Origin of the sequence: Streptomyces ardesiacus (assembly GCF_003112575.1) — a bacterium.
In the GTDB taxonomy this organism is placed as follows: Bacteria; Actinomycetota; Actinomycetes; order Streptomycetales; family Streptomycetaceae; genus Streptomyces; species Streptomyces ardesiacus.
The window spans coordinates 758,998-775,145 of record NZ_BEWC01000002.1 but is presented as its reverse complement, the minus strand read 5'-3'; the positions used below and the strand labels follow the sequence as shown (position 1 = coordinate 775,145).

The following is a 16,148-nucleotide window of genomic DNA, read 5'->3' as shown; positions in this document are numbered from 1 at the left end:
GCGGCCGAGGAGTTACTCGGCGTGTTCGCGCTGGGTGTGCATGGCGTCGCTGGTGACCACGGTGTCGGCCAGGTCGACGACGGTGTCCAGCAGCGGCTGGAGGCACGTGATCTCGTTGGTCTCCTCGCCGACGTCCAACTGGGCCAGGACCAGCCGGTGGTGTGGTCCAGTGCGGCGAGCAGATGGATCTTGCGGTCCTTTGCCTTGGCAGCGCCACGCTCGCACTTGCCGTAGACGGCAAGAGCGCGCGGCGTGGTGACTCCGGTCGTCCTCAGCCGGCGGTCCGCGAGCCAGCTCCCGACCGCTCTGTCCAGCGCATCGTCGTCGACACGGGCCAGTAGTCGGCGGACCGTGGTCTCGGCGAGCAGGGCCCGTCTGGGCGCAAGCGGATCGGGGCGGGCGCCGACCCGATCCAGCACATGTGCAGGAGCATCGGCAATCCACTCGCCGACCGCCAGCAGCGAGGCCGCTCCGGCCAGTACCGCACACGCGGTCAGCGCGAGCACGACGGCCAGGCGATGACGCACCCCGCGCGGATCACGCGAGTCCGGCACCTCGGATCACGGAGCGTAGAGAACTCCATGATCTTGGAAGCCATGCCTGTCACGTTCCGGCCCTGCCACTCACCCGACGGACCACCACGAACCGGGCGTCACGCGACTACGCCGAAGCCCTGCGAGGGCACCTTGTTCTGGCAACAAGTCCTCACCGACCTACGCAAACGCGGCGTGAAGGACATCCTCATGCTGGTCTGCGACGGACTGTCCGCCCTGCCGGACGCGGTCGCGACCGTGTGGCCCCAACCATCGGGCAGCGCTGCGTCGTTCACCTGATCAGGCAGAGCCTGCGCTACGCCTCACGGCAGGACTGGCAGGGGACAGCACGGAATCTCTGAGAGTGAGGGCGGCCTGTTCCGACGGCAGCCCGGGTGTGCCGGTGATGCGGCCTACGGAGTCAAGCAGCACCTCATCGACCGCCTAGCAAACTCCTCCAACGCCGATGCCTGACAGCACAGTGCCGAGTCATTCGCCGGTGTCTGCGGGAGGGATTCCACCAGGCTCTCATGGAGATCGTGCCGTGTGGGAGCACGCTCCAGTTGCGTAAAAGGGACTGACATCAGCACCGGCCCAGCACCGGACGGGTTTCCTGGGGTGATCACAGGTGCCTCCAGGTCAGCACTCAGTCAGCACCGGTAAAGCAAGAGCCCCGGATCACTCCGGTGCTCTAACGCTATGACCTGCACGTTTGCCGCCAGGAACGTTCGCTGTTATGTCAGCGTCTCAGATACCGTCCGCACATACGTGCCACACTGCCAGGCCCGCCCGCCTCCCGGCCACCATCCCTCAACGAGGCGCTTCGCGCCGCACCCGCTCAACCGTCACTACGAGGAGCCCTCCCCGAACATGGACCACCTCGCAACGGCCTCGCTCACCTCTCTGTGGGACGAGGTCTCCGGCACCCAGCCCGATCCCGACCTGTGGGTGGTGATCGCGACCCTGGTGGTCGCGCTCGCCGTCGTCGTGACGCGCGGCTCGTGGCGGATAGCGCGCAACGCGATCACCATCGCCCACGAGGGCGGTCACGGTCTGGTGGCCCTGCTGACCGGACGCACCCTGACCGGGATCACGCTGCACTCGGACACCAGCGGCCTGACCGTGAGCCGGGGCAAGCCGCACGGACTGGGCATGATCCTCACCGCCGTCGCGGGATACACCGCTCCCCCGCTGCTCGGCCTCGGCGGCGCCGCGCTGCTGGCCGCGGGGCGCATCACGCTGCTGCTGTGGCTGGCCACGGCGCTGCTCGTGGCCCTGCTGGTGATGGTCCGCAACGCCTACGGGGTGCTGACGGTGGTGGTCACCGGCGGCACGTTCGTCCTGGTGTCCTGGCTGGCGGGCCCGCAGGTGCAGGCGGCGTTCGCGTACGCGGTGGTGTGGTTCCTGCTGCTCGGCGGGGTGCGCCCGGCCTTCGAGCTGCAGGCCAAGCGGTCGCGGGGCGGGGCAGGGGACTCGGACGCGGACCAGCTGGCGCGGCTGACCCACGCCCCCGCGGGCGTGTGGTTCTTCCTCTTCCACGCGGTGTCGCTGTGCTCGCTGATCGGCGGAGGGCGCTGGCTGCTGGAGCTGTGAGGCCCGGACAGGCACAGACAGGCGCAGACAGGAACAGACAAGACAGACGGGCGCAACCGCGCACAGACAGGCCCGGACAGGCGCGGACAGAAGCAGTCCCGGCGCGGAACAGGCACGGCGCCCCAAGGTGCCCGCATATATGCAAGGCATGTGCCACCGCATACGCCCCTCCGTGGTTTCGGTCAGATTTCGCCACTTTTGATCAAGATCTCCGACCGCCCCCAGCCATTAAAGTGGGGCCCATGACCGTGAACCCCGCGCACACCCCCCTCTGGCCCGCCCCGCACGCGAGCGGAGCCGTCGACGCGACCGTCCACGTGCCCGGGTCCAAGTCGGTCACCAACCGTGCCCTGGTGCTGGCCGCCCTCGCCTCCGAGCCCGGCTGGCTGCGCCGCCCACTGCGCTCCCGCGACACCGTGCTGATGGCCGAGGCGCTGCGCGCGATGGGCGTCGAGATCGAGGAGGGTGTCGGCCCGGACGGCACCGGCGAGTTCTGGCGGGTCATCCCGGCGGGCCTGCGCGGCCCGGCAACGGTCGACGTCGGCAACGCCGGCACGGTGATGCGCTTCCTGCCGCCGGTCGCCACGCTGGCCGACGGCCCCGTCCGCTTCGACGGCGACCCCCGGTCCTACGAGCGTCCGCTGCACGGCGTGATCGACGCGCTGCGCGTGCTGGGCGCCCGGGTCGACGACGACGGGCGCGGGTCCCTGCCGCTGACCGTGCAGGGCGGCGGCGCGCTGGAGGGCGGGCCGGTGGAGGTCGACGCGTCGTCCTCCTCGCAGTTCGTCAGCGCCCTGCTGCTGTCCGGGCCGCGCTTCAACCAGGGCGTCGAGGTGCGCCACACCGGTTCCGCGCTGCCGTCGATGCCGCACATCCGGATGACGGTCGACATGCTGCGCGCGGTCGGCGCGCAGGTCGACACCCCCGAGTCCGGCGGCGAGCCCAACGTGTGGCGGGTCACGCCGGGCGCGCTGCTCGGCCGGGACCTGACGATCGAGCCGGACCTGTCCAACGCCCAGCCGTTCCTGGCGGCGGCGCTGGTGACCGGCGGCAAGGTCGTGATCCCCGACTGGCCCTCCCGCACCACCCAGCCCGGCGACCGGCTGCGCGAGATCTTCACCGAGATGGGCGGTTCCTGCGAACTGACGGACTTCGGGCTGGTGTTCACCGGCTCGGGCGCCATCCACGGCATCGACGTCGACCTCGGCGAGGTCGGCGAGCTGACTCCCGGCATCGCGGCCGTCGCCGCCCTCGCGGACTCCCCTTCGACCCTGCGGAACGTGGCCCACCTGCGGCTGCACGAGACGGACCGGCTGGCCGCGCTCACCAAGGAGATCAACGAACTGGGTGGTGACGTCACCGAGACCGCCGACGGACTGCACATCCGCCCGCGCCCGCTGCACGGCGGCGTCTTCCACACCTACGAGGACCATCGCATGGCCACCGCCGGCGCCGTCGTCGGCCTCGCGGTCGAGGGCGTCGAGATCGAGAACGTGGCGACGACCGCCAAGACCCTGCCCGACTTCCCCGACCTGTGGACCGGGATGCTCGGGGCGTAGGGACGGTTCGCCATGCGCCGCTACGGCAAGCACACCGACGAGGACGACATCCGCACCCGCCCGAACCGCAAGGGCAACCGGCCGCGGACCCACATCCGGCCCAAGCACGAGGACGCCGCCGGGGGCCTGGTCCTCACGGTGGACCGCGGCCGGCTGACCTGCCTGGTCGAGGACCGGGTCGTCATGGCGATGAAGGCCCGGGAGCTGGGACGCAAGGCGGCCGTGGTCGGCGACCGGGTCGCCCTGGTCGGTGACCTGTCCGGCAAGAAGGACACCCTCGCGCGCATCGTGCGCATCGAGGAGCGCACGTCCGTACTGCGCCGTACGGCGGACGACGACGACCCGTACGAGCGCGTCGTCGTCGCCAACGCCGACCAGCTCGCCATCGTCACCGCCCTCGCCGACCCCGAGCCGCGCCCCCGCCTGATCGACCGCTGCCTGGTCGCCGCGTTCGACGGCGGCCTGACCCCGCTGCTGGTGATGACCAAGGCGGACCTGGCACCGCCGGACGAGCTCCTGGAGCTGTACGGCGCCCTCGACATCCCGTACGTCGTCACCAGCCGCGAGCAGCTGGAGAACGGCGCCGCCGCGGACCTCGTGCGCGAGCACCTGGACGGGAGGATCACGGCCTTCGTCGGCCACTCCGGCGTCGGCAAGACGACCCTCGTCAACACCCTGGTGCCGGAGGACCGCCGCCGGGTGACGGGACACGTGAACGCGGTGACGGGCCGCGGCCGGCACACCACGACCTCGGCCCTCGCCCTGCCGCTGTCCTCGGCGGAGGGCGGCTGGGTCGTGGACACCCCCGGCGTACGGTCGTTCGGGCTGGCGCACATCGACCCGTCCCGGGTGATCAACGCCTTCCCCGACCTGGTGCCCGGCACGGAGGGCTGCCCGCGCGCGTGCAGTCACGACGAGCCCGACTGCGCCCTGGACGCCTGGGTCGCCGAGGGGCACGCGGACCCGGCCCGGCTGTACTCGCTGCGCCGGCTGCTGTCGACGCGGGAACGCAAGGAAGGCGACTGACCGCCGCGTTGTTTGCCGTGCCGTGCAGCCGGTAAGTGCATAATCGCACCAAGCCGGAACCAAGCCCGGGCAAAGCCCGACGACATCACCGGCGGACCAAGTCGTCTGCCGGGCGGGGCCGTTGGGTTCACGGTCGGACGAAGCCGCTGATCGGCACCGATCGACGCGGTGGTCACGGCACGGACTACGGGAGGACGAGACATGGCGTGGCTGCTGGTCATAGTGGCCGGAGTGCTCGAGACCGGCTTCGCCGTCTGTCTGAAGCTCTCGCACGGCTTCACCCGGCTCTGGCCCACCATCGCCTTCTGCGCCTTCGCGCTGGGCAGCTTCGGCCTGCTGACCATGTCCCTGAAGAAGCTCGACGTCGGCCCCGCCTACGCGGTGTGGACCGGCATCGGCGCGGCGGGCACCGCCATCTACGGCATGGTCTTCCTCGGCGACCTGGTCTCCACCCTGAAGATCGTCTCGATCAGCCTCGTCATCATCGGTGTCATCGGACTGCAGTTGTCGGGCTCGGCCCACTGACCCGCCGCTCCGCTACGCCGTGAGCCGGCGCGGCAGGGCGGTGCGCAGGAGGTCGGCCACCCCGCCCTCGGCCGGCGGCGCCGTCACGCAGGACAGGGCGAGCCGCACCGCCAGTTCGCACGAGCGGGCCAGTTCGGCGGCGTCCGGCGGGGGCAGCGGACCGGTGCCGTGGAGGACGGCCACGGCACGGTCGCGGACGAGGCCCACGAGGTCGCCGGGCGTGGGCAGCGGGCCGTCGGCCCGTCGCTGGGCCGGTGCGGTGATGGAGGAAGGCACCGCCGCCGGGGAGGGCGCGGGCAGCCGTTCGCTCCAGCAGCCGGTGAGCATGGCCCGGACCAGGGGGTTGTCGTGGGCCGCCGACATCATCCACTCGGCGGTCGCGGTGAGCCGTTCGCGGGGGTCACTGGCCCCGGCCAGCGCACGCTCCACTCCGGCGAGATAGCCGTCGGCCTCGCGCCTCACCAGCGCCCGGGCGAGCCCCTCCTTGCTGCCGAACTCGTTGTAGAGGGTCTGCCGGGACACCCCGGCGGAGGCCGCGACGTCCACCATCCGCACGGCGGACCACGGTCGGCGCGCCAACGCCCTGAAGGCGGCGTCGAGCAGGGACTCCCGGGCTGCGGGCACCGTCGCCTCCCTAGGCGGTTGCGCTGCCGCCGGTACCGAGCGGCTCGCTGCCAGATTTGACGGGTATGGGGGCACTGTCAAGGGTTCTCGCGCCCCCGTGCGGGCGGCGGTCCGCGCGCCGCCCTCCACACCCCGCCACGCCCGCCAAACCCCTGGTGGCCCTGCCCCGCCCGGGACAGATAGCGTGACGGCATGCCCGATTACCTCGACGACCTCCGCCTCGCCCACGTGCTCGCCGACGCCGCCGACGCCGCGACGATGGACCGGTTCAAGGCCCTCGACCTGAAGGTCGAGACGAAGCCGGACATGACCCCGGTGAGCGAGGCGGACAAGGCCGCCGAGGAACTCATCCGCGGCCACCTCGCCCGCGCCCGCCCGCGTGACGCGGTCCACGGCGAGGAGTTCGGCGTCGCGGGCACCGGCCCCCGGCGCTGGGTCGTCGACCCGATCGACGGCACCAAGAACTACGTGCGGGGGGTGCCCGTCTGGGCCACCCTCATCGCCCTCATGGAGGCGAAGGAGGGCGGCTACCAGCCGGTCGTCGGGCTCGTCTCGGCGCCCGCCCTCGGCCGGCGCTGGTGGGCGGTGCAGGACCACGGCGCGTTCACCGGCCGCAGCCTGACCTCCGCCTCCCGGCTGCACGTCTCCCAGGTCGCCACGCTCTCCGACGCCTCGTTCGCGTACTCCTCGCTGAGCGGCTGGGAGGAACAGGGCCGCCTCGACGGCTTCCTCGACCTCACGCGCGAGGTCTGGCGCACGCGCGCGTACGGCGACTTCTGGCCGTACATGATGGTGGCCGAGGGGTCGGTGGACATCTGCGCCGAACCGGAGCTCTCCCTCTGGGACATGGCCGCGAACGCGATCATCGTCACGGAGGCCGGCGGCACCTTCACCGGCCTCGACGGCCGCCCCGGCCCGCACAGCGGCAACGCGGCGGCGTCGAACGGCCGGCTCCACGACGAGCTGCTCGGGTATCTGAACCAGCGCTACTGAGCGCCCCCCGAATCGTCCTCCGCGCCCCCTTGTTGACCGGTGCTTTGCCTGCCACTCTGAGAGCTCCCCCACTTGTGAACGTGTGAATCCATGCACCACCTCATGGATCACCGCAGGAGGTGCCTCCCCCATGCTCGTCCGTGAAGTCATGAGCAAGGTCGTCCTGACCATCGGCCCCGCCCACACGCTCCGCCAGGCCGCCGCCCTGATGTCCGCACGCCACGTCGGCGCGGCCGTGGTGTACGACCCCGACGCCGGCGGCATCGGCATCCTCACCGAACGCGACGTCCTGATCTCGGTGGGCGGGGGCCAGGACCCCGACACCGAGCGCGCCCACGGCCACACCACCACCGACGTCGTCTTCGCCACGCCGACCTGGACCGTGGAGGAGGCGGCGACCGCGATGGCGCACGGCGGCTTCCGTCATCTGATCGTCCTGGACGGCGGCGAGCCCGTCGGCATCGTCTCGGTGCGCGACATCATCCGCCGCTGGGCACCGGCCCGCGCCCCGCACCGCACACCGGTCGCGACCGCGTGACGAGGGGGCGCCACAGCCGGCCCAGGGCTATGATAGACAATGTCTAAGTCAGGTAGCAGTCCAAAATCACACCCGTTCGGGACCTGACCCCCTTGCTGTTAGGCTGGTGGGCATGAGTGACCTTCTGGAACGGCTGCGCGGTCGCGGTTGGCGCATGACCGCACAGCGGCGCGTGGTGGCCGAGGTCCTCGACGGCGAACACGTCCACCTGACGGCCGACGAGGTGCACTCCCGGGCCGTGGCCAAGCTCCCCGAGATCTCCCGGGCGACGGTCTACAACACCCTGGGCGAGCTGGTCTCGCTCGGCGAGGTGCTGGAGGTCGCGACGGACAAGCGCGCCAAGCGCTACGACCCGAACGCGCACCGTCCGCACCAGCACCTGGTCTGCGCCCGGTGCGGTGCGATCCGCGACGTCCACCCGACCGGCAATCCGCTGGCCGACCTCCCCGACTCGGAGCGCTTCGGCTTCACGGTCTCGGAGGTCGAGGTGACGTACCGCGGCACCTGCCCGAACTGCGCGGCGGCGTGAGCACGGATTTGCTTCCCGTCTTCGTGTTGACGTAGTGTTCCATTCATCGACGCGGGGTGGAGCAGCTCGGTAGCTCGCTGGGCTCATAACCCAGAGGTCGCAGGTTCAAATCCTGTCCCCGCTACTGAAGGCCTGGGGCCGGAATCCGGAAGGATTCCGGCCCCAGGTGCATGACCACGCCGCTACGCCGGGCCGCGCCCCTCGCGCCCGCACCACGCTCAGCGCGGCGTCACGCCGACAGTTCCTGCAGCAACGCGTCCCGCAACCGCGCCGCCCGCTTCCCCACCTCCTCCGGCCCCAGCGACACCGCCAGGTCCGCCCACCGCTGCCCCTCCGCCAGTTCCCCCCGCCGCGCGCACACCAGCGCCAGCCGCAGCGCCGCCCGTCCGTGCCCGGCATCGGCCGCGCGGCGCCACCACACCACCGCCTCGGGCTCACTGCCCTCGCGGGCCAGCAGCAGCCCCAGATTGAACGCCCCGTTGCGCGACCCGGCCTCGGCCGCCTCCCGGTACCACCGCGCGGCCTCCACCACGTCGCCCCGCGCCGCCGCGAGCATGCCGACCCGCACCTGGGCCCGCCGGTGCCCCTGGGAGGCCGCACGCTCGTACCACTCCTCGCACTCGGTCTTCTCGTGGGCCGGCTCCCCCAGCTCGTGCGCGGGCGCGGGCGGGCGGCGCGCGTCCAGCACCGACGCCAGCCGGTACGCGGCCTCGGCGCTGCCGCCCCCGGCCGCGCAGCGCAGGAACCGCTCCGCCTCACGCTCGTCGCCGCCGCGCAGCCGTGCCATGCCGACCTGCAGCGCGGCCTCGGTGTGCCCGGCCGCGGCGGCCCGCTCGTACCAGCGCAGCGCCTCCCGCTCCTCGCCGCGCCCGGCGTGCAGGATCCCGAGGTTGAAGGCGGCGTCGACGCTGCCCGCCTCGGCGGCCTTGGAGAACCACGGCTCGGCGCCGCTCTCGTCCCCGGCCCTCAGCAGCAGGATGGCCAGCGCGTTGGAGGCCTCCCGGTGCCCGGCGTACGCGGCCCGCCGGTACCACTGCTCGGCCTGCGTGGTGCGCCCCTGCTCGGCGCAGAGCAGACCGAGGTTGTACGCGCCGTTGTCGTCACCGGCGTCCATCGCGGCCCGGTACCAGCGTTCCGCCGTCTGCGTCTCGCCGCGCTCGGCGTGCAGCGCGCCCAGCGCGTTGGCGGCGTTGCCGTCCCCGTCCTGGGCGGCCCGCAGCCACCACACGGCGGCGCTCTCGGTGTCCCCGGCGTCCCGCAGCAGGAAGCCCAGCGCACAGGCGGCACGGGCCTCGCCGTCCTTGGCGGACGTCAGGTACCAGCGGCCGGCCTCCCTGAGCTCGCCGCGCTTCTCCAGGATCGCCCCGAGGTGCAGCGCGCCCCGCCGGTGACCCCGCGCGGCGGCCTGCCGGTACCACTGCTCGGCCTCGCCGGCCGCGTGCACGGCCGCCTCGTCGTCGCCGGCGCGCTGCCCGGCACGCCGGTCCAGGGTCCGCGCCAGCCGGTACGCCGCTTCCCTGTGCCCGCGCTCGGCGGCGGCCCGCATCCACCGCTCGGCCCCGGTGTCGTCGCCGCGGTGCTCCAGCAGGTCGGCGAGGGCGTAGGCGGCCAGTACGTGGCCCTGCTCCGCGGACTGGCGCAGCCAGTACTCGGCGGCGGGCTCGTCCCCCCGTTCACGGAAGTGCCGGCCCAGCGCGTGCGCGGCCGCGGCGGATCCGGCGACGGCGGCGATGCGCCACCATCCGGCGGCCTCGTCGGCGTACCCCCGCTGGTGCAGCAGGACGCCCAGGTTGTTGGCGGCGGCCCGGTCGCCGGCGGCGGTGGCGGCACGCAGGTGGGACTCGGCGCCGTCGAAGTCGCCGCGGCGCAGCAGCAGCGCCCCGAGCACGCTCATCGCCTCGACGTCACCGCCGTCGACGGCGAGCCGCAGACGCACTTCCTCGGCGGCCTCGTCGGCGGCCACCTGAGCCTCGTCGGCAGCCTCGTCCTGACCGGACAACTGACCGGACGACTCACCGGACGGCTGCGCAAAACGCCCTGTCCCGAACAGATTTGCCATGTCCCCCATAACGTTCATCGTCGCACCACCCGCAACCTCGGTACATCCGGTATACCGCAGTCAGTGAGGTCACTTCAGCGTTTTGTCGACATGCCCACAGGGAGACAAGTCAAACACAGAAGTGCCCAACTCCCCCTGGCGGCGCGGCCGTCGTGTCCACCGGGACATGCGTTCGCACATCACGAAGGCCCGGACTCCTTGTGGGAATCCGGGCCTTCGTGGTCGTTCGCAACCAGCTCACGACATCAGTAGCGGGGACAGGATTTGAACCTGCGACCTCTGGGTTATGAGCCCAGCGAGCTACCGAGCTGCTCCACCCCGCGCCGTTGTGTAAACAACCCTAGCACGGCGCGGGATGGGGCTTTGACCAGCTCGAACGCCTGACGCGGACGCCGGGCGCGGGGCGTCGGTCAGCTCGTGTCCGACCCTCCGCCGGCGTCGCCGGTCGGGGTCGCGTCCGGACTGGCCTTGTCGCCCCCGGCCTTGTCCCCGGCCTTGTCCTCACCGGTCTTGTCGCCGGTGCTCTTGTCGCCGTTCTTGCCGCCGGCGCCCTGGTCGGCCCTGGCCTGTGCGTCCTCGGCCCGCTTGAGCGCGTCCTCGAGGTCCTTCTGCGCCTTGGCGTACGCCGCCAGGTCCTTCTGCTCCAGGGCCTTCTGCCCGGCGTCGAAGGCCTTCTGCGCGTCGCTCAGCGCTTCCCGGACCGTCGGGTTGGTGGACGACGGCGGCGGCTGGGTGGTGTCGTCGCCCTCGTCCGACGGTGGCTGCTCGCTCTCGGACGCCTGGGCTCCGAAGACCTTGTTGAGCGCTTCGTCGAGGGTGTTCTCGAAGGCGGTGTTGCCCCCGTAACTCACCAGGACCTTGCGGAGCAAGGGGTACTTGAGGTCGCCACCGCGCACGTAGACCGGCTCCACGTACAGCAGCCCGCCGTCGAGCGGCACCGTCAGCAGGTTGCCGTACTCCACCTCCGAGTCGCCGCCTCTCAGCAGCCTGATGGTCTCGGCGATGTCCTGCTCGGAGTTCAACTGGCTCTGGACCTGTTTGGGTCCGTTGACGGTCGTGCTCGTCGGCAGTTTCAGGATTCTGATCTTGCCGTAGTCGCTGGTGCCCGCCTCGGCGTCGACGGCCATGAACGCGCTGAGGTTGTCACGCCCGTTGGGTGTGAACGTGGTCGTCAGCGAGAACGCCTGCGCCTTCTGGTCGGGCATCTTCATGCTCAGGTAGTACGGCGGCACCGCGTCGCCCGACTTGTTGGTCGGGTCGTCCGGCACCTGCCACACCTCGCTGCCGCTGAGGAACGTGTTGGCGTCCTTCACGTGGTAGCGCGTGAGCAGTTCGCGCTGGACCTTGAACAGGTCCTGCGGATAGCGCAGATGCGCCATCAGTTCCTTGGAGATCTCGCTCTTGTCCTGGACCGTGCCCGGGAAGGCGTTCCGCCAGGTCTTCAGGATCGGGTCCTGGGTGTCCCACTCGTAGAGCTTCACGTCACCGCTGTACGCGTCGACGGTCGCCTTCACGGAGTTGCGGATGTAGTTGACCTGGTTCTGCTGGGCCACCACCGCGCGCGAGTTGTTGTTGGCGGTCAGCGAGTCGGCCGTCGTGTCGCCGAGCGTCGTGCGGGAGGCGTACGGATAGCCGTTCATCGTGGTGTACGCGTCGACGATCCACTGGATCCGGCCGTCCACCACCGCCGGGTAGGCGTCGCCGTCGATGGTCAGCCACGGGGCGACCGCTTCGACGCGCTCCTTGGGCGTGCGGTTGTAGAGGATCTTCGAACCCTCGCCGATCGCACCGGAGTAGAGGATCTGCGGCTCGCTGAACGCCGCGGCGTACGCCGCCCGGTTGATCGGGCTGGACAGGTCGACGCCGCCGTCGCCCTTGTAGCTGAACGTCTTCTCACCGGTGTCGTCGGAGTAGTCGATCTCCTTCTGGGGACCGCCGACGATCGAGTAGGTGGTCGTCTTCTCGCCGTAGTAGATCCGCTGCTCGTACTTCCCGAGGTCTCCCTCGGACGGCAGGTTGGACTCGGTGAAGACCGGGCGGCCCTCCGCGTCGACGGCCGTGCCCTTGGCCGCCACCACGCCGTAGCCGTGGGTGTAGCGGAAGTGGTTGTTGATCCAGTTCTTCTTCGGGATGCCGGCGAGGTTCAGCTCGCGCAGACCGATGACCGTGTCCTGGTCCTTGCCGTCCTTGGAGTACCGGTCGACGTCCAGATTGGTCGGGAATGCGTAGTAGTTACGCATTTGCTGGAGCTGCTGGAACGTCGGCGAGATGACGTTCGGGTCCATGATGCGGATGGACGCCGCGGCGTCCACGTCGTCACGGAGCTTCGTCTTGTCCGTGGTCTCGCTCTTGCCCGGGTACTCGGTGACCTGGGTGCCCTCGATGCCGTACGCGTCGCGCGTGGCGACGAGGTTCTTCTCGACGTACGGCGCCTCCTTGGCCTGCTCGTTCGGCTGGACCTGGAACTTCTGGACCAGCGCCGGGTACAGACCGCCGATGAGGATCGCGGAGAGCACCATCAGGCCGAAGCCGATGACGGGCAACTGCCAGGTGCGCCGCCACAGGGTGGCGAAGAACAGCAGCGCGCAGATGACGGCGATACAGAACAGGATCGTCTTGGCCGGCAGGTAGGCGTTGGCGTCGACGTACCTGAGGCCCGTCCAGTTGTCCGTCGCCTTGAAGTCGCTGGACTTCACGGCCAGTCCGTACCGGTCGAGCCAGTACGCGACCGCCTTGAGGGCGACGAAGACACCGATGAGCACCGACAGGTGCCCGGTGGCGGCGGCCGTGGCGCGCGCGCCCGGGCTGGTGATGCGGAGCCCGCCGTACAGGTAGTGGGTGAGCGCGGCGGCGATCACGGAAATGATCACGGCTGCGAAGCCGAAGCCGAGCAGGAACCGGTACCAGGGCAGGTCGAAGGCGTAGAAGGAGACGTCCAGCTTGAACTGGGGGTCCTTCTGCCCGAAGGGCACGCCGTTGATCCACATCAGCCAGGTACGCCACTGCCCGGAGGCCGAGGCACCGGCGATGAGGCCGACCAGGGCGGTGATGCCCAGCAGCAGCCACTTCTTGTACGGGGCGATGCCCATCCGGTACCGGTCGAGGTTCTGCTGCTCCATCGACATGGCGCTCAGCGGCGGGCGCAGGCGGTGGGCCAACCAGATGTTGAACCCTACGGCGAGCGCCATGAGCAGGCCGAAGACGAAGAAGAGACCGATCTTGGTCCACAGGGTCGTCGTGAACACCGACGAGTAGTGGACCGACCGGTACCAGAGCCAGTCCGTCCAGAACCCCGCGAACATGGTGAACGCCATGAGAAGCACGGCGAGAACACCGAGTGTCAGCAGCAGGGTTCGGACACGCCGGGACGGGCGGCCCACTCTGATCCGCGGCCCCGTCGGGGGGCCTCCGCCGCGGTCCGGCATCTGGAAAGCCAAGGTGCGCACCTCGAAGTTCGCTGTTTGATCCGTCAGGCCCTCGGGTTCGCGGGCCCCCCGTGCGCCCCCGTATTCGTGGGCGCACACTTATGCAACTTACTCATCGTTTACTCGGTTCCCGATTCGGGCCATGAACGAGGCAGGATTGTGACCATGTCCAACACCCCCATGGCAGCGAGCCCCCTCACCCGGGCCGTGCTCGAGATCGACGAGTACGTCTCCGGCCTCGGCTGGGACCAGCCCGCACGCCTCTTCGCACTCGTCGACACCGCACGGCTGCGGTCCGACCAGCCCTCGCTCGCGGACCGGCTCGGTCTGCAGGACGAGGCGGAGTCCTCCGGCCTCACCCCGATCGAGCAGGACGAGATTCCCACGAACCAGGCGCTCGACGAGTTCCTGGGCACCATCGCCTGGCCCGACGCCGTCGTCGGCTGCGCGCTCGCCGTGGAGCGCCTGATGCTGCCGCCCTCGGCCGAGGCCCAGGTGCCCCAGGGCCTGAACGAGAAGAAGCTCGCCCAGTGGGTGGCGGAGCACCCGGACCGCCAGGAGGTCCGCATGACGGTCGCGGTCCTGCGCGACGGCGCCCGCGACTCGGCCCTGCGGCTGCGGGAGAAGGACACCGCCACGGAGGTCCTCACGGGCTCCGACCTGGTGCCGGGTCTGGCCGAGGCGCTGACGGCGACCTTCGAGGACTAGGGCCCCGGGACGGCGCCGGGCCGCCGGACGCCCGTGGCGGGGGCTATCCCTTCGTGCACTTCGGCAGGTCGGCGGTCTTCCCGGCGCGGATGTCCTTCAGCGCGCCGAGGGCGTCGTCGATGGTGCCGACCTTCACGAGGGTGAGCCCGTCGGGGGTGTCCTCGGCCGCCGCCGCGCAGTTGTCCTCGGGCGTCAGGAAGTACTGGGCGCCCTTGTCGTGCGCCCCGATGGTCTTCATGCCGATGCCGCCGATCGGGCCGACCTTGCCGTCGTCATCGATCGTCCCGGTGCCGGCGACGAACTTGCCGCCGGTGAGGTCGCCCGGGGTGAGCTTGTCGTAGATGCCGAGGGCGAACATGAGGCCGGCGCTCGGACCGCCGACGTCGGCCAGCTTGATGTCGATCTCGAACGGGAACGTGTGGTCGGTCCCGGCGGAGATGCCGACGATGGCGCGCTTCTCGCCGACGTCGTCGGAGGCCTCGGTGGTGATCGTGACCTCCTGCGTCTTCGTCGCCGTCCGGCCCTCCTTCTTGGCGGCGGCCTGCTCCTTGGCGGGCACGATCGTGAAGACGGTCTCCTCGCCCGGCTTGTGCTTGGTCACCAGCTCGGCGACGTCCGCGGGCTTCTTGACGGCCGTGCCGTCCACGGCCTTGACCACGTCGCCGGCGTGCAGCCTGCCCTGCGCCGGGGAGCCCTTGACGACGGCGGAGACGACCACCCAGGACTTCACCGGGATGTCGAGCGCCTTCAGGGCGGCGACCTTCGCGGTCTCCTGGGAGGCGCTGAACTCCTCCGCGTTCTCCTGGGTGGCCTGTTCCTCGGTCTTGCCGTCCGGGTAGAGGGTGTCGTGCGGCACCACGCTGTTGTCGTGCGACAGCCAGCCGTAGACGGCCTCCACGAGGTTCATCTTGTACTCGGCGCTGGTGACCCGGACGGTGGTCATGTTCAGATGGCCGCTCGCCTCATAGGTCTTGTGCCCGGAGATCTGCAGCACCGGCTCGCCGTCGTGGTCGCCGAGGGTGTTCACCGTCGGACCGGGCGACATCTCCGAGTAGGGCACGGGGATGAAAACACCCGCGCACAGGAGCGCGATCAGCATCAGGGTGGAGGCGAGCATCGTCGCGGTGCGGCGTGGCATGGCACGACAGTACGGGACGCGGCTGTCGGAACATCGTCAGGGCAACCCCCGCCGGGCGGCCGTCCGGACGGTCGTCAGGCACCCGTGCGGGACTTCTCCATGGCCTCGCGGAACCGGGCGTACCCGTCCAGCTCGGGACCGTCGCTGCGCGCCTTGCGGGTCCGGTTGGCCCAACTGCCCCACAGGCCCGCGCCGACAGCGGCCACCAGCGGAATCAGCAACCAGGCGAGCGCCGCCATGCCGACCTCCCAACCCCATGAGTGTCCGCGACTGACTGATCAGCAGATTAACCATTCGCAGTGACAACGCTCACGCCGGGGGGCGGGTTACGCAACCCGAGGTACCCGGCGCAGGCGCTACGCGCCCACCCATTCCTCGGTGCCGTCGGAGAACGTCTGGTGCTTCCAGATGGGCACCTCGTGCTTGAGGTCGTCGATCAGCTTGCGGCAGGCGTCGAAGGCCTCGCCCCGGTGCGGGCAGGACACCGCGACGACCACCGCGAGGTCCCCGACCTCCAGGTCCCCCACACGGTGCAGCGCCGCGAGCGCCCGAACGGGGTACTCCGCGACGACCTTCTCGGCGATCCGCCGCATCTCGGCCTCGGCGCTCGGGTGGCACGAGTACCCGAGCCGGTCGACGTCGGTGCCCCCGTCGTGGTTGCGCACGGTCCCCACGAACAGCGCGGTGCCGCCGGACGCGTCGTCCCCGACCGCGCGGAAGACCTCGTCCACGGACAGTGGCGTCTCGCGGATGCCGATCAGCCTGACGGGGTCCGCTGCGGCCCGCTCACCGGGGTGGTCGCTCGTGGTTGCCATGCGTCCATCGTGCCCCACGGCGCGGACGGCGCGGAATAGCCTGATCGCCCGGCACGCGCGCGTGCGGCGTTGGAGCCTCCTAC

General features: G+C 70.7%; 15 protein-coding genes, 2 tRNA genes and 2 pseudogenes. 10 read left to right on the top strand and 9 right to left on the bottom strand.

The genetic code is table 11. The features are described 5' to 3' along the window. Nucleotides 1-12: 12 nt before the first annotated feature. Nucleotides 13-138, bottom strand: a complete 126-nt coding sequence (locus Sdi02f_RS36710; protein WP_281262863.1) for a hypothetical protein — start codon at nucleotides 136-138, stop codon at nucleotides 13-15. Nucleotides 139-347: 209 nt separating this feature from the next. Continuing rightward, nucleotides 348-506: pseudogene (locus Sdi02f_RS36355) on the bottom strand (transposase family protein); the annotation flags it as partial. Nucleotides 507-677: 171 nt separating this feature from the next. Between Sdi02f_RS36355 and Sdi02f_RS35605 the strand changes: the two are divergent. The 5 genes and pseudogenes from Sdi02f_RS35605 to Sdi02f_RS10560 form a co-directional block, all read left to right on the top strand. Continuing rightward, nucleotides 678-892 (top strand): annotated as a pseudogene (locus Sdi02f_RS35605) (transposase); the annotation flags it as partial. Between the two features lie 511 nt (nucleotides 893-1,403). Next, a complete protein-coding gene (locus Sdi02f_RS10575; protein WP_030400668.1) occupies nucleotides 1,404-2,126 on the top strand; it encodes a M50 family metallopeptidase in 723 nt (240 codons plus the stop codon). Nucleotides 2,127-2,368: 242 nt separating this feature from the next. Beyond that, complete coding sequence (gene aroA / locus Sdi02f_RS10570; protein WP_030400669.1) at nucleotides 2,369-3,685, top strand: 3-phosphoshikimate 1-carboxyvinyltransferase; 1,317 nt, start codon at nucleotides 2,369-2,371, stop codon at nucleotides 3,683-3,685. 12 nt (nucleotides 3,686-3,697) lie between these two features. Then, entirely contained in the window at nucleotides 3,698-4,711 is a 1,014-nt protein-coding gene (gene rsgA, locus Sdi02f_RS10565; protein ID WP_030400670.1) for a ribosome small subunit-dependent GTPase A, read from the top strand. Nucleotides 4,712-4,912: 201 nt separating this feature from the next. Beyond that, on the top strand, nucleotides 4,913-5,236 hold the full coding sequence (locus Sdi02f_RS10560; RefSeq protein WP_030400671.1) for a DMT family transporter: 324 nt from the start codon (nucleotides 4,913-4,915) through the stop codon (nucleotides 5,234-5,236). Between the two features lie 12 nt (nucleotides 5,237-5,248). Here the strand turns inward: Sdi02f_RS10560 and Sdi02f_RS10555 are convergent, their stop codons facing one another. Then, the gene (locus tag Sdi02f_RS10555) at nucleotides 5,249-5,860 is read right to left on the bottom strand and encodes a TetR/AcrR family transcriptional regulator (RefSeq protein WP_030400672.1); all 612 of its coding nucleotides are present in this window, start codon (nucleotides 5,858-5,860) and stop codon (nucleotides 5,249-5,251) included. A 192-nt stretch (nucleotides 5,861-6,052) separates the two neighbouring features. Between Sdi02f_RS10555 and hisN the strand changes: the two genes are divergently transcribed. From hisN to Sdi02f_RS10535, 4 genes are all read left to right on the top strand, one after another. Then, on the top strand, nucleotides 6,053-6,853 hold the full coding sequence (hisN, locus tag Sdi02f_RS10550; RefSeq protein WP_030400673.1) for a histidinol-phosphatase: 801 nt from the start codon (nucleotides 6,053-6,055) through the stop codon (nucleotides 6,851-6,853). 130 nt (nucleotides 6,854-6,983) lie between these two features. After that, the gene (locus Sdi02f_RS10545; RefSeq protein WP_030400674.1) at nucleotides 6,984-7,391 is read left to right on the top strand and encodes a CBS domain-containing protein; all 408 of its coding nucleotides are present in this window, start codon (nucleotides 6,984-6,986) and stop codon (nucleotides 7,389-7,391) included. A gap of 112 nt (nucleotides 7,392-7,503) precedes the next feature. Continuing rightward, nucleotides 7,504-7,920, top strand: a complete 417-nt coding sequence (locus tag Sdi02f_RS10540) for a Fur family transcriptional regulator (RefSeq protein ID WP_030400675.1) — start codon at nucleotides 7,504-7,506, stop codon at nucleotides 7,918-7,920. A gap of 50 nt (nucleotides 7,921-7,970) precedes the next feature. Further along, a tRNA-Met gene (locus Sdi02f_RS10535) sits at nucleotides 7,971-8,044 on the top strand. A 105-nt stretch (nucleotides 8,045-8,149) separates the two neighbouring features. On the opposite strand, the gene Sdi02f_RS10530 is transcribed toward Sdi02f_RS10535, so the two are convergent. The 3 genes from Sdi02f_RS10530 to Sdi02f_RS10520 all read right to left on the bottom strand — a co-directional run bounded on the left by Sdi02f_RS10530 (nucleotide 8,150) and on the right by Sdi02f_RS10520 (nucleotide 13,404). Continuing rightward, entirely contained in the window at nucleotides 8,150-9,997 is a 1,848-nt protein-coding gene (locus Sdi02f_RS10530) for a tetratricopeptide repeat protein (RefSeq protein WP_174843328.1), read from the bottom strand. A 231-nt stretch (nucleotides 9,998-10,228) separates the two neighbouring features. After that, a tRNA-Met gene (locus Sdi02f_RS10525) sits at nucleotides 10,229-10,302 on the bottom strand. 87 nt (nucleotides 10,303-10,389) lie between these two features. Next, nucleotides 10,390-13,404, bottom strand: coding sequence for a UPF0182 family membrane protein (locus Sdi02f_RS10520; RefSeq protein WP_108933143.1), 3,015 nt, complete (start codon nucleotides 13,402-13,404; stop codon nucleotides 10,390-10,392). 165 nt (nucleotides 13,405-13,569) lie between these two features. On the opposite strand from Sdi02f_RS10520, the gene Sdi02f_RS10515 reads away from it, so the two are divergent. Next, nucleotides 13,570-14,112, top strand: coding sequence for a PPA1309 family protein (locus tag Sdi02f_RS10515; protein WP_167458150.1), 543 nt, complete (start codon nucleotides 13,570-13,572; stop codon nucleotides 14,110-14,112). A gap of 43 nt (nucleotides 14,113-14,155) precedes the next feature. Here Sdi02f_RS10515 and Sdi02f_RS10510 read toward each other — a convergent pair whose 3' ends face one another. From Sdi02f_RS10510 to Sdi02f_RS10505, 3 genes are all read right to left on the bottom strand, one after another. Continuing rightward, nucleotides 14,156-15,250: a YlbL family protein gene (locus tag Sdi02f_RS10510; RefSeq protein ID WP_030400679.1), complete on the bottom strand. Its 1,095-nt coding sequence runs from the start codon at nucleotides 15,248-15,250 to the stop codon at nucleotides 14,156-14,158. 74 nt (nucleotides 15,251-15,324) lie between these two features. Then, nucleotides 15,325-15,489: a hypothetical protein gene (locus Sdi02f_RS35860; protein WP_167458149.1), complete on the bottom strand. Its 165-nt coding sequence runs from the start codon at nucleotides 15,487-15,489 to the stop codon at nucleotides 15,325-15,327. A gap of 117 nt (nucleotides 15,490-15,606) precedes the next feature. After that, nucleotides 15,607-16,065, bottom strand: a complete 459-nt coding sequence (locus Sdi02f_RS10505; RefSeq protein ID WP_108933141.1) for a molybdenum cofactor biosynthesis protein MoaE — start codon at nucleotides 16,063-16,065, stop codon at nucleotides 15,607-15,609. Between the last annotated feature and the right edge of the window lie 83 nt (nucleotides 16,066-16,148).

Bases quoted from the DNA above. Each gene is read 5' to 3' on its own strand.
- Sdi02f_RS10575 (WP_030400668.1), top strand. From the start codon at position 1,404: ATGGACCACCTCGCAACGGCCTCGCTCACCTCTCTGTGGGACGAGGTC.
- aroA (WP_030400669.1), top strand. From the start codon at position 2,369: ATGACCGTGAACCCCGCGCACACCCCCCTCTGGCCCGCCCCGCACGCG.
- rsgA (WP_030400670.1), top strand. From the start codon at position 3,698: ATGCGCCGCTACGGCAAGCACACCGACGAGGACGACATCCGCACCCGC.
- Sdi02f_RS10560 (WP_030400671.1), top strand. From the start codon at position 4,913: ATGGCGTGGCTGCTGGTCATAGTGGCCGGAGTGCTCGAGACCGGCTTC.
- hisN (WP_030400673.1), top strand. From the start codon at position 6,053: ATGCCCGATTACCTCGACGACCTCCGCCTCGCCCACGTGCTCGCCGAC.
- Sdi02f_RS10545 (WP_030400674.1), top strand. From the start codon at position 6,984: ATGCTCGTCCGTGAAGTCATGAGCAAGGTCGTCCTGACCATCGGCCCC.
- Sdi02f_RS10540 (WP_030400675.1), top strand. From the start codon at position 7,504: ATGAGTGACCTTCTGGAACGGCTGCGCGGTCGCGGTTGGCGCATGACC.
- Sdi02f_RS10530 (WP_174843328.1), bottom strand. From the start codon at position 9,997: ATGAACGTTATGGGGGACATGGCAAATCTGTTCGGGACAGGGCGTTTT.
- Sdi02f_RS10520 (WP_108933143.1), bottom strand. From the start codon at position 13,404: ATGCCGGACCGCGGCGGAGGCCCCCCGACGGGGCCGCGGATCAGAGTG.
- Sdi02f_RS10515 (WP_167458150.1), top strand. From the start codon at position 13,570: ATGTCCAACACCCCCATGGCAGCGAGCCCCCTCACCCGGGCCGTGCTC.
- Sdi02f_RS10510 (WP_030400679.1), bottom strand. From the start codon at position 15,250: ATGCCACGCCGCACCGCGACGATGCTCGCCTCCACCCTGATGCTGATC.
- Sdi02f_RS35860 (WP_167458149.1), bottom strand. From the start codon at position 15,489: ATGGCGGCGCTCGCCTGGTTGCTGATTCCGCTGGTGGCCGCTGTCGGC.
- Sdi02f_RS10505 (WP_108933141.1), bottom strand. From the start codon at position 16,065: ATGGCAACCACGAGCGACCACCCCGGTGAGCGGGCCGCAGCGGACCCC.